At 49.0% G+C, this 11292-nt stretch carries 13 protein-coding genes; all 13 read left to right on the top strand.

The genetic code is table 11. The annotated features are described in order from the left end of the window. Positions 1-74 precede the first annotated feature (74 nt). The 13 genes from BLQ60_RS07405 to BLQ60_RS07465 all read left to right on the top strand — a co-directional run bounded on the left by BLQ60_RS07405 (position 75) and on the right by BLQ60_RS07465 (position 11292). Entirely contained in the window at positions 75-581 is a 507-nt protein-coding gene (locus BLQ60_RS07405; RefSeq protein WP_092618193.1) for a terminase small subunit, read from the top strand. Further along, positions 574-2592, top strand: coding sequence for a phage terminase large subunit family protein (locus tag BLQ60_RS07410; RefSeq protein WP_092618195.1), 2019 nt, complete (start codon positions 574-576; stop codon positions 2590-2592). The genes BLQ60_RS07405 and BLQ60_RS07410 overlap by 8 nt, the downstream gene beginning before the upstream one ends. Positions 2593-2696: 104 nt before the next feature. Further along, positions 2697-3257: a hypothetical protein gene (locus BLQ60_RS07415; protein ID WP_092618197.1), complete on the top strand. Its 561-nt coding sequence runs from the start codon at positions 2697-2699 to the stop codon at positions 3255-3257. A gap of 73 nt (positions 3258-3330) precedes the next feature. Further along, positions 3331-4896, top strand: a complete 1566-nt coding sequence (locus tag BLQ60_RS07420; RefSeq protein ID WP_171259074.1) for a phage portal protein — start codon at positions 3331-3333, stop codon at positions 4894-4896. Positions 4897-4899: 3 nt separating this feature from the next. Next, a complete protein-coding gene (locus BLQ60_RS07425) occupies positions 4900-6978 on the top strand; it encodes a phage major capsid protein (protein ID WP_092618201.1) in 2079 nt (692 codons plus the stop codon). Between the two features lie 55 nt (positions 6979-7033). Further along, entirely contained in the window at positions 7034-7336 is a 303-nt protein-coding gene (locus BLQ60_RS07430) for a Rho termination factor N-terminal domain-containing protein (protein ID WP_092618205.1), read from the top strand. Continuing rightward, positions 7336-7683 carry a head-tail joining protein gene (locus tag BLQ60_RS07435; RefSeq protein WP_092618208.1) on the top strand — a complete coding sequence of 116 codons (348 nt, stop codon included), beginning with the start codon at positions 7336-7338 and terminating at the stop codon, positions 7681-7683. Before BLQ60_RS07430 ends, BLQ60_RS07435 begins: the two co-directional genes overlap by 1 nt. Continuing rightward, a complete protein-coding gene (locus BLQ60_RS07440) occupies positions 7676-8194 on the top strand; it encodes a phage tail protein (RefSeq protein WP_092618210.1) in 519 nt (172 codons plus the stop codon). Before BLQ60_RS07435 ends, BLQ60_RS07440 begins: the two co-directional genes overlap by 8 nt. Continuing rightward, positions 8170-8760 (top strand): hypothetical protein, encoded by a 591-nt coding sequence (locus BLQ60_RS07445; protein ID WP_092618211.1) that lies wholly within the window; start codon positions 8170-8172, stop codon positions 8758-8760. Before BLQ60_RS07440 ends, BLQ60_RS07445 begins: the two co-directional genes overlap by 25 nt. Next, positions 8757-9431, top strand: a complete 675-nt coding sequence (locus BLQ60_RS07450) for a phage baseplate assembly protein V (RefSeq protein ID WP_092618212.1) — start codon at positions 8757-8759, stop codon at positions 9429-9431. The genes BLQ60_RS07445 and BLQ60_RS07450 overlap by 4 nt, the downstream gene beginning before the upstream one ends. Beyond that, entirely contained in the window at positions 9431-9781 is a 351-nt protein-coding gene (locus BLQ60_RS07455) for a GPW/gp25 family protein (RefSeq protein WP_092618213.1), read from the top strand. The genes BLQ60_RS07450 and BLQ60_RS07455 overlap by 1 nt, the downstream gene beginning before the upstream one ends. 9 nt (positions 9782-9790) lie before the next feature. After that, the gene (locus BLQ60_RS07460) at positions 9791-10681 is read left to right on the top strand and encodes a baseplate assembly protein (protein ID WP_092618214.1); all 891 of its coding nucleotides are present in this window, start codon (positions 9791-9793) and stop codon (positions 10679-10681) included. Then, positions 10681-11292, top strand: a complete 612-nt coding sequence (locus BLQ60_RS07465; protein WP_092618215.1) for a phage tail protein I — start codon at positions 10681-10683, stop codon at positions 11290-11292. Before BLQ60_RS07460 ends, BLQ60_RS07465 begins: the two co-directional genes overlap by 1 nt.

Consider the following 11292-nt stretch of genomic DNA (forward strand, 5'->3'; position numbering starts at 1 on the left):
CATATCTGCGTGAATTTCAGAAACGCATCAAACTACTATATCCAAGCTAAAACTGAGTCGGAATACATGAGAGTATGGCGGATGCAAAAAACGGTCGAATTGTAAATAGGACGGGGCTTTCCGAGGTGTTCGGGGTGGCTCTGACGACAATCGATTCGTGGGTGCGCCGTGGTTGTCCAGTTGTAGCAAGGGGGCATGGTAAAGGACAAGAATGGCAGTTCAATACTGCGCATGTGTCAAACTGGCTAAAGGATGAGGCGGTTGCTGAGGCAACAGGCGATATTCCTGATGACATTGAATTACTAAAAATACGAAAACAAAAAGCAGAAACTGAGTTAGCTGAGTTGGAGCTGGCGCAAAAGCGTGGCGAAGTAGCTTTGATTGCCGATTTCGAGCGAGCGCAGGCGATGGCATATGGTGCGATCAGAACCAATATTTTGAATGTGGCGCAGCGTGCGGTGTTGCAATTGCTCGGTGAAACGGATGAGCGAGTTTTCAAAGATAAGTTGCGTGCTGAATTGGTACTTGCGCTAGAAACTTCGGCGGAGTCTGATCTTGAGGATGAGCTAGAAGATGAGTAGTAGTGAAATCTTTGCCAATTATGGTTCGGTGCTCGATGCGGTAAAGCGCTCGATGCAGTATCTCGTCCCACCGCCTGACCTCAAGCCTAGTGAATGGGCAGAACAAAATATTAAAATCCCTGTGGGGAATGCAATTCCTGGTCCGATTAATTTTGATAATGCGCCCTATCAGCGAGGCATGATTGATGCGATCAAAGAGTATGGGATTCGCCGTATCACCTACATGACGGGCGCTCAGCTTGGTAAAACGACAATTCAGCAATGTGCGACAGGCTATTTCATTGCGCATGAACCTAAGTCACAGATTTTCGTGCAGCCAACCCAAGGCGATGTGCAGACTTTTTTGGAAACCAAACTGCGTCCAATGATTGACGCCAATCGCTCGATCTCGCAAAAGATGGCAAAGCCTCGTGGTCGGGATGGGGTGAACAATAGTCGCATGATTTCTTATGTCGGTGGCTGGCTGATGTTCTCGTGGGCAGGCTCGCCGAAAACTTTGCGTTCTCGTTCTGCGCCAATTACCCATGCCGATGAGATCGACGGCATGGAGGCAACGGCGGAGGGTGATCCAGTTGAGTTGTTATCTCAGCGTTCGGCAACTTTTGGTGATCAAGCCTTGCGTACTGAATCTAGCACGCCGACCATTGCAGGGGTGAGTCGTGTTGAGAATGCGTTTAACCAAGGCGATAAGCGCCGTTATTATGTGCCGTGTCCATCGTGCGGTGAAGCGCAGTATTTGCGCTGGGAAAATGTCACATGGACAGGTCGAAAATCAACGGGTGTGCATGATGCCGATCAAGATGCCAATGTTCAGCATTTGACTGAAACGGCGGGCTATCGCTGTGAATGTTGTCAGAAAATATGGTCGGATGGTGAGCGCATTGCAGCGATTCGTAATGCTGAGAAAAATGGGCATGGCTGGCGAGCTGAAAAGCCATTTCGAGGGCATGCCAGCTTTCATGCACCAGAGATGTTATCTACTTTTCGCAAGATGCGGGATATTGTGCAGTCTTATTTAGATAAATTGGCGCTAGATGATTTACAGGTATTCGTCAATGTCTCCCTCGGCGAAACCTATGAGGAAAACGGGGATAAGGCTGATCCTGATGTGTTGCAAGCACGTGCGGAGCAGTACAAAGCTACCGTGCCGATGGATGCGGTGTATCTGACTTGCGGTATTGATATGCAGATGGATCGACTCGAGCTGGAAATCGTGGCTTGGGGTGAGGGTGAAGAAAGTTGGTCGATTGATTATCAGGTGTTGTGGGGCGATCCGTTGGGAGAGGAAGTCTGGGAGAATCTGGACAACGTGCTCGATGAGACGTATCTGCATGAGTCGGGTGCATTGTTATCGATTTCCGCATCGTGTTTAGATACGGGGGGCACGGCAGGCTATACCCAGCGTGCGTATGAGTATGTAAAAAGCCGTCGTAATCGAAAGTTATTCGCAATCAAAGGGCGTGGTGGCTGGGGAATGCCGATTGTGACTAGCCCACAGCGCAAGCAGTCGGGCAAAGACAAGCGTAAAGTAGACTTGTTTATCATCGGTGTGGATGAGGCAAAGCTGACGGTGATGCGTCGTCTCGATTTGGAAAAGGTTGGTGCAGGCTATTGTCACTTTCCGCTTGAGCGGGAGGACGAGTGGTATAAACAGCTTACCGCCGAAAAATTGGTGATTCGCTATCTCAAAGGTCAGCCGATTCGTGAATGGCATAAGCCAGACAAGGCACGAAATGAGGCATTGGACTGTCGTGTTTATGCACTTGCTGCGCTGAAAATCATGCAACCGAATCTAAAACTGATTAAGCAACGGCGACTGGCGCAGGCGGATGATGAGCAAGAGATGGCATCGCCAAAAACAACAATCAAGCCACAAAATACAGAAACAGCCAAACCAATTCAGACAACCAAAACGACTAAAAAAACCGTCATCAAACGTAAAGCGGTAAAGCAAAAAACTACGGATGCGGTGTTAATTCCACGTAAAAAAGTCTTTGGCAATAAGCGTTAGCCGCTTGAAGATGGTCTGCGGTGAAAAATTGCAGAATGCACCACTTTTCCCACATCGCTAAGCTGACGAGATAGGGTAAATCCCAACTATTTCACAAGGTAGCTATGGCATCGGCTGATAAATATGTCCCGCAAACTTGGTCGGCAGGCATTCGCACTTCATTTCAATTGGCATTAACTGCATATCCAGCGTCGCAAGGCTGGCAAGCGGTGTTGTATCTGCGTGGTGCAGATGCAATCGATGTGCTGAGCCAAGCTGATAATAATTTGCACGTATTCGATGTGTCCTCTGCTGTGTCTACGACGTGGAAAGCAGGGCATTACGGTTATAGCCTGCGGGTCAAACGTGGTGCGGATGCTGATCTTGAAATGGATGAGATCGAGTCGGGTGTGGTTCAGATCATGGCGGATGTGCTGAATCTGACCGCAGGGCAGGACTTTCGCAGTCACGCCCAGCGCACACTCGATGCGATCGAAGCAGTGCTTGAAAGTCGGGCGACGATGGATCAAGAGCGCTATCGTATCAATAACCGAGAGCTATATCGCACACCGATCGAAACCTTGAAAAAATTACGTGATCAATATCGTGCTGAAGTGGCACGTGAAATCGCCAAAGCAAAAGGCAAATCGTTATTTGGGCAGTGCATTCGATACCGTTTGCAGTGATTGATGCAATGAATACACCAACCGACCATGCAATACCGGGTAATCAATAATGTGGAATTGGCTCGCACCTGACATGAATATACGCAACTTACAACCACCCGAAATTACCCCACAAAACAATGATGCGGGTGGATTAAGCCAAAGTACGTCCAAAGCTCGCCGAGTGTGGCGCAACATGAGTCGCATGTTTAAAGCAGGCAAGCAGAGTCGCACCAATAGCAAATGGCCAAGTACACCAATTCCTGCGGATGTGGTTGTGGAAAATTATCAGCGCACTTTGGTCGCTCGTAGTCGTGAGCAATGCGCCAATAATGACTATGCCAAAAACTACGTGCGCATGGTGCATCAAAATGTGGTGGGACCACAAGGTGTATTGCTCCAAGCGCAAATCCGAAATAATACAGGCAAGCTCGACAATAAAGCGTGTGAGGCGGTGGAATCGGCGTGGTCGGCGTGGTCGAAAAAGCATTGTGATATTCGCATGAAAAGTACGTGGCGTGCGATACAGCGTGCCTGTGTCGTATCTGCGGTCAAAGATGGTGAGTTTTTTGTACGCATCATCCGTGGTAAGGATGCGGGTGCGTGGGGCTTTGCGCTACAGATGATTGATGCGCAGCGCTGCCCGATTGATCTTCACAATAGCAAAACTTCTTCAGGTGGATTTATTCGACAAGGTATTGAGTTCAATCAATACGGCAAGCCGATTGCTTATTATTTTTCGGCAATGACAGGCGATCAGGTCAATTATCGTTATGGATCAAGTGATTTTGTGCGAGTCGATGCCAGTGAGGTAATTCACGGCTTCTTAGAAGATATGGTCGGGCAAAAGCGGGGTCTGCCGTGGACGGCAACCAGCCTCTATCGCATGCACCAACTGAGCGAATTTGAGGACTCTGCCATCGTCAATGCTCGGGTATCTGCCAACAAAATGGGCTTTATTCAGTGGCGTGATGGTTTTGGTCCAACGTATGACGAGGAAGAAGACGAAATTCAGATCGAGAGTGAAGCGGGCGAAGTGCCTGTATTGCCTGAAGGCGCTGAATTTAAAGATTGGTCGCCAAACTATCCTACGGGCGAGTTTTTGCCATTTCATAAAGCGATGTTGCGCTCAATGTCGGCAGGCATGGGCGTGCTCTATAACAACCTTGCCTCTGACCTTGAAAATGTGAATTTCTCAAGTATTCGCCAAGGCACGCTCGATGAACGTGAGCACTGGAAAGAGTTGCAGCAGTGGTTGATTGATAGCTTGATCGAGCCTGTGTTTCAGCATTGGCTAGAGTACGCCTTGCTCAAAGGCATGATCAAAAAGACCAGTGCCAAGCCGTTCGTGGCACTGGATATTGAGCGACTATCACAAGTGACATGGCAACCGCGGCGCTGGGCGTGGATTGATCCGTCATCGGAAGTGGCGGCAGCGGAGAAGTCGAAAAACAATATGCTGACGTCACCAAGTGCCATCATCCGTGAGCAAGGCAAAGACCCACAAATGGTCTGGGCGGAAGCGGCACGTGATGTCAAAAATATGATTGATGAGTATGTCAAACAGGGCATTTCTGAGGAATTTGCGCAAGAAATGGTGCTGAACAGCATGGGTAAAAAGCAAACGGGGACGCAAGGGCGACCAAAAGAGGGGATGTAGATAATGCACCAGAAAAAATCAAATTTGTCAGCAACACTGATGGGCATGATGTTTAAGCGTGATGCTGAACAACCAATCCCATTGAATGGCGCATCCGAAAATGCCAATGCGTTGCCTGAAATCCGAAATGCAGAAAGTCTAAACGGACGCACTTTGGCACGTTCATTTTATGTTGACGATTTCAAGGTGGACTTGGAAAAACGCACTGTGGAATTGTCGTTTTCAAGTGAGGCAGAAGTCGAGCGTTGGTTCGGCATCGAAGTGCTATCCCATGATGCGGGCGCGATTCGTTTTGAACGGCTAAATAGTCGGGCGGCGTTCCTTGAAAATCACAAGACGGATTTGCAGTGCGGTGTGGTCGAGAAAGCGTGGCTGGATAACTCTCAGCGTAAAGGGCGTGCATTGGTGCGTCTATCCAAGTCGGCACGTGGTGAGGAAATCTTACAAGATATTCACGACTTGATTCGCACCAATATCAGTGTCGGCTATCTGGTGCATGGCGCTGTGCTCAAAGAGCAACGTGAGCATGATGATGTGTACCTGATCACGGATTGGGAACCTTACGAAATCTCGACCGTGTCCGTGCCTGCCGATATTAGCGTGGGTGTGGGTCGTTCGGTCATACAGTCGGCTCAGCATGAAAAATTGCAGAATGATGTGCCTGCACCTGAAGGACAAAATGAACGCATACAGACCAACACACCAACACAAGTGGTTGAAGGTGTGGTCGAACATACACAGCAGAGAGCAGATTCTATGAACTGGGATTATTTTACTGACGATAAAGGCAATTATGTTCGCCAAATGGTCAACGACAAGGGCGAGCGTTACGGTGCAATCGAAATTTTACGTGCGGCGGATGATACCGCACAGCGTGGCTCTGATGCTGAGCATCAACGTGTGCGCAGTCTGATTGAACTCGGCGAAAAATATGGTGCGGGTGCTTTGGCGAATCAGTACATCACTGAGCGCAAGTCACCTGAAGAATTACAGACCGCTATTCTTGATCAAATGAACGAGCGCCAAGGCAAGCCACTGACCGAGCAAAAACGGGATAGCAATATCGGCTTGAGTGACAGTGAAATCAATCGCTTTAGTCTAATGCGTGCGGTGCGTGCATTGCTTCCGAATGCCAGCAATGCGGATCGTGAAGCGGCTGCATTTGAACTGGAATGTAGTGCAGAAGCACAGCGTCAATACGGACGTTCAGCACAAGGCATCTTAGTACCTGCCGATGTATTAAGCCGTGCTTTTGAAGTGGGCACGCCGACATCAGGTGGCAACTTGGTTGGTACGGATCATCGTGCAGATATGTTTGTCGAGATGTTGCGTAATCGCTCAACCATCATGCAACTTGGTCAGCATATGTCTGGCTTGGTGGGCGATGTTGATATTCCGAAGCAAACTGGCGGTGCAACGGCGTACTGGCTTGGTGAAGGTGAGGATGCTACTGCGTCTGATCCGACCACTTCACAACTCAAACTGTCGCCAAAAACCGTGGGCGGACGGGTGGAAATCACTCGCAAACTGTTGCAACAGGGTACGCCTGATGCTGAGCGACTCGTATTCAATGACTTGAATAAAGTGCTTGCACTCAAAATCGACCAAGCGGGCTACTACGGCACAGGCACAACCAATCAACCGCTGGGATTAAAAAATATCTCTGGCATTAATGCGACCACATTTACGGCGGCAAATCCAACCTATGCTGAAATCGTCAATATGGAATCGGAAATCGCTGCTGACAATGCGGATCTAGGCTCAATGGCGTATGTGTTCAATGCCATGATGCGTGGTCATCTGAAAACCGCACCGAAATTCGGCACAGGCACAGAAAGCGTGATCTGGGAAGCGGGTAATACGGTCAATGGCTATCGCACCGAAGTGACTAACCAAATCGCAACGGGTGATGTGTTCTTTGGTAACTTTGCGGATTTGATCATTGCCTTGTGGGGCGGACTGGATATTACAGTTGATCCATATTCGCTGTCTGCTTCAGGCGGTCTGCGCATTGTCGCATTCCAAGACGTTGATTTTGTCTTGCGTAATGCAGCATCAATCTGCTATGGCGCATCAGCTTAATGCTGGTGCGGTGCATTACTTTCTGAGTGACATTGAATTTTAAAGGCATTGAATTATGGCAAAACCAGTCAAAGTGACGATCAAGCTGACTTCGGCAGTGGTGATCGAGGGTGTGATCTGCAAAGCAGGGCAACAGGTCGACGTGGCGCAAGATTTGGCAAAAGATTTGCTCAATCGAGGGCGTGGCACATTGCTTGAGGATGCGTCTGATGAATCGGACGAGATCGACTTAAGCAAAATGACCAAAGCGCAGTTGGTCGAAGTGGCATTGGAATATGAGATCGAAAACCCAGATGCGCTGAATAAAGCGGATTTGATCGACGCAATTAGCGCCAAGGCGAATGCTGAGGACGACTAATGCCGAGCTGGGAAAATCTTGATGTGTTCCTACAGCATGATGTGGCGGGTGGCTTTGCGCTAACCGCCACAGTCGTTTTTGAGTCTCAGAAAAGTGCGGACGCAAGCGCTACGCCTGAATCAAAACCCATCACAGGCATTTTTGATGAGCAATATCTGAATGCCGATCTTGGTGAGTACGAAGTCGATAGTGCACAGCCACGTTTTTTGTGTAAGAGCGTGGATGTACAAGGCGTTAAGCGTGGCGATGAGCTGTATGTGGATGGGCGTGCGTATTTCATTATGACTTATCCACAGCATGATGGCACGGGATTGGCGGTATTAAAGCTGGAGCCGAAAGATGATTGAGATGCAGATCAGCATGCTGGGATTACAAGACGTGATCAATACCCTTGATCCGACTGATAAGCATGTTGAAAAGGCATTGAATCGAACCCTTGGTCGTATGGCAAAGTGGCTACAGACTCGAACAGTCAAAGGCTTGAGCGGTGAGCTTGCTATTGCACAAAAAATCGTGCGTCGGCGGATGCGTAAAACATCGATTGAGCGTACCAGCGCAGGCTTTGCGATCAAACTGTGGTACGGACTGAATGACATTGCATTAATCCATCTGAATGCACGTAAAACTCGCCGTGGTGTGACTGCGGGTGTACATAAGCGTGACGGCGCATTCATCGCAAAAGGGCAAGTGTATAAGCGTCAAGGCAAAGCAAGATTGCCGATCGAAGTACAAATGCTAGAAATCAAAGCTAAGGCAGACGCGTATTTGGAAAGTATGACGCATGGCACTGCCTTTGAAGATCAATTTCTAAAAACTTTGGAGCATGAGCTGAAATGGCAGATGCGTTATCTGGTGTAGATTTGGGCGAGTTGCACTTAGCCATGGCGAATGCGCTACAAACGGCGTTCGCTACTGAGCTAAAGCTAGTCGCATTCTATCGTGAAGAAGATGAGCGACACGCACTAAAAATCAATGAATTGCCAGCGCTACTGATGGAGCTGACCGAGCTTGCGCCTGATCTTGACGGTAATGCAGGCGGTGAACAACTGCCTGTAATTGCTCGCTTTGAACTGCGGGTCGTGGTCGATGCGATGCACGATAAAGATAGCATCAATAATAGTGCAAAAGTGCGCGTGCGTGCACTGGCTGCCAAGATTGCACATTTTATTTTTAAAAACCGTCATTTTCATGGCCTAAAAACAGGGCATGCGGTGCTTGAGGATATCGTAGAGGATGCGTTCTATCCTGAGCTAGATCGCTATGAAGTGTGGCGCATTGATATTTCTGTCCCTGTAAATATTGGCGAAAGCGTGTGGGCGAATGATGGGGTCACACCAACGGCTGCATATAGCTGGTCGCCTCAAATCGGCACGGGCAACGAAAGTCACTATCAAGAGATTGACGACGTGCGAGGGCTACCATGAGCCGTGTACAGCATAATTACGCCCAAGCAAATATTGATCGAATGCTTGCCAACTTAATTCGCATCGGTCGCATTAGCGCAGTCGATCATGCAGAGGCTGTGGCAACTGTGGACTTTGATGGTGAGGTTGTGCCAAATCTGCTGTGGTCAAAACAGCGCATGGGTGATGATCGTTACTGGCATGCGCCGAGCGTGGGTGAGCAAGTGATTGTACTCTCGGTCAGCGGTGATCTGTCTCAAGGTGTGATTATCGCTGCGATTGCACAAGATCAATTCGCCGATGTTGCACAAGATGCGCATCCAAAAATGCAGTTTAGCGATGGCACGATCGTTCGCTATGACAAAAGTAGTCATACATTGACTGTGGATGCATCGGCGTCATCGAGCACGGTGCATGTGCTGTGTGATCAAGCGCAAGTGGTGGCAGCGTCGCAAGTGACGATAGACACACCTCAGACCACCATTACAGGTGATGTAACCATTCAAAAAAATCTCAATGTGTCGATAAACACAAATGTTGGTGGCTCGCTGGGTGTGACAGGTAATTCTACCATCTCGGGTAGTGCTAATTTCACAGGTGGCGCAGTGACACACCAAGGCAAAAACATAGGCGCTTCACATACACATAGTGGCGTAGATGCAGGCGGTGACAATACTGGCGGGGTGGTGTGATGACAGATCATTTCGGCATGAGCCGAGACACAGGAAAAACTACAGAATGCCTAGAGCATCTTAAGCAAAGCATCATAGACATACTGACAACCCCCATTGGATCACGTGTGGCACGGCATGATTATGGCTCTCGACTACCTGAGCTGATCGATGCGCCAATTAATCGTGAAAACATTGTCGATATTTATGCAGCGACAGCGGAAGCGTTGGCAAAGCATGAGGATCGCATCGAGTTGTCGGGTGTTGATTTACAAAGTTCGGCGCTCGGCAAAATTACGCTGTCTATCACAGCAAAATATAAGCTCGATGGTCAAGTAGTCAGAATCGACGGGATAGAAATCACATCATGACGAGCATCTATGAGCGTAAACTTTTCAACACTTGCACAGCCAAAGATGATCGAAGTTTTGGACTTCGAGGTGCTTTTTGCTGAGCGAAAATCGGCATTTTTGGCATTGTGGGACGATGAAAAACGCCCATCTTTAGAAGCCACTTTGGCTCGTGAATCCGAACCGCTGACGAAGCTACTCGAAGAAAGTTGTTATCGGGAAATGATCCTACGCAACCGCATCAACCAAGCTGCGCTCAGCACATTACTCGCATTCGCAACCAGCACAGATTTAGACGCCGTGGTCGCAAACTATGGCATCACCCGATTGCTGATCAGTCCCGCCGATGAAGACAGCGATGCAGTCTATGAATCAGACGATGCACTGCGCTATCGAGCGAGTTTAGTTTTCGACTCGCTCTCTGTTGCAGGTCCGACATCTGCCTACGAATTCCATGCGCTGTCTAGCGATGGGCGTGTCGGCGATGCCAAAGCGCTCAGTCCTGCACCTGCAGAAGCACTGATCATTATTCTACAAAATGACACAGTGACTGGACTTGCTAGCCAAGACTTACTCGACATTGTCTACGCATATTTATCAGATGAAACCCGCCGACCAGTCGCAGACCGCATCACAGTGCAAAGCGTTGAGCCGATTGACTTTGTCATCAATGCCACAGTTTACACAACAAATCTGCCCGAATCTGACCCGCTGATCAGCGAAGCGACTGCCAAGGTCACTGCATATATCGAAGAAAGCCAGCGCATCGGACGGTCGATTTACCTATCGAAACTTTACGAACTATTGCACGTATCAGGTGTGACTCGAGTCAGTATCGAATCCCCGACTGCCGACATTATTATCACCAACACCCAAGTCGCAAGCTGTAGCAGTGTGACTGTGACCGCAGGGGCGATCTGATGAGTAGCCTACTGCCACCGAACAGCACAGAGCTTGAGCGCAAAGTCGCTACTGCCAACGCTAAAGGCACTGATCTTGATGTTCAGCATAAAACGCTGAGCACGATTGACGATGCACCGAATCAATTTTTATCGGTGCTGGCGTGGCAAAACAGCGTAGACCGCTGGAATCGGGACTGGTCAGATGCGCAGAAAAAAGCGCAGATCAAAGCCTCGTTCAATATTCACCAAAAAAAAGGCACGGTGGCAGCGCTGAAAGCCATCACCAAAGCCTTTGGCTACTCGCTCAGCGTCACAGAGTGGTGGCAAGAAAACCCAGCAAATACACCTGGTACGTTTCAAATCACGATTGATACAGAGGGCAATGCACTGACCGACAGCGCATACAACACGCTCATCGATCTGATCCAAGACGCCAAGCCCCTCACACGTAGCCTCACAGGCATCGAAATCAACATCGTCTCAGTGCGTGGCGATACCAATGTCGCTGTGGCGATGTACGACGGCGAAGACGTCACGATCTATCCCAAGCCTGACGACCCAATTCCATTCATTTATCCCGTTTTTGCCGTTTATGGGCATGACGACACGACTGTATATCCGAGAGCATAA

The organism is Acinetobacter marinus, from assembly GCF_900096915.1.
Lineage (GTDB): Bacteria > Pseudomonadota > Gammaproteobacteria > Pseudomonadales > Moraxellaceae > Acinetobacter > Acinetobacter marinus.

What these genes read in the sequence shown, in the direction of transcription:
- BLQ60_RS07425 (WP_092618201.1), top strand. Translation starts at nt 4,900, where the DNA reads ATGCACCAGAAAAAATCAAATTTGTCAGCAACACTGATGGGCATGATG.
- BLQ60_RS07445 (WP_092618211.1), top strand. Translation starts at nt 8,170, where the DNA reads ATGGCAGATGCGTTATCTGGTGTAGATTTGGGCGAGTTGCACTTAGCC.
- BLQ60_RS07460 (WP_092618214.1), top strand. Translation starts at nt 9,791, where the DNA reads ATGAGCGTAAACTTTTCAACACTTGCACAGCCAAAGATGATCGAAGTT.
- BLQ60_RS07430 (WP_092618205.1), top strand. Translation starts at nt 7,034, where the DNA reads ATGGCAAAACCAGTCAAAGTGACGATCAAGCTGACTTCGGCAGTGGTG.
- BLQ60_RS07410 (WP_092618195.1), top strand. Translation starts at nt 574, where the DNA reads ATGAGTAGTAGTGAAATCTTTGCCAATTATGGTTCGGTGCTCGATGCG.
- BLQ60_RS07465 (WP_092618215.1), top strand. Translation starts at nt 10,681, where the DNA reads ATGAGTAGCCTACTGCCACCGAACAGCACAGAGCTTGAGCGCAAAGTC.
- BLQ60_RS07420 (WP_171259074.1), top strand. Translation starts at nt 3,331, where the DNA reads ATGAATATACGCAACTTACAACCACCCGAAATTACCCCACAAAACAAT.
- BLQ60_RS07405 (WP_092618193.1), top strand. Translation starts at nt 75, where the DNA reads ATGGCGGATGCAAAAAACGGTCGAATTGTAAATAGGACGGGGCTTTCC.
- BLQ60_RS07415 (WP_092618197.1), top strand. Translation starts at nt 2,697, where the DNA reads ATGGCATCGGCTGATAAATATGTCCCGCAAACTTGGTCGGCAGGCATT.
- BLQ60_RS07435 (WP_092618208.1), top strand. Translation starts at nt 7,336, where the DNA reads ATGCCGAGCTGGGAAAATCTTGATGTGTTCCTACAGCATGATGTGGCG.
- BLQ60_RS07440 (WP_092618210.1), top strand. Translation starts at nt 7,676, where the DNA reads ATGATTGAGATGCAGATCAGCATGCTGGGATTACAAGACGTGATCAAT.
- BLQ60_RS07455 (WP_092618213.1), top strand. Translation starts at nt 9,431, where the DNA reads ATGACAGATCATTTCGGCATGAGCCGAGACACAGGAAAAACTACAGAA.
- BLQ60_RS07450 (WP_092618212.1), top strand. Translation starts at nt 8,757, where the DNA reads ATGAGCCGTGTACAGCATAATTACGCCCAAGCAAATATTGATCGAATG.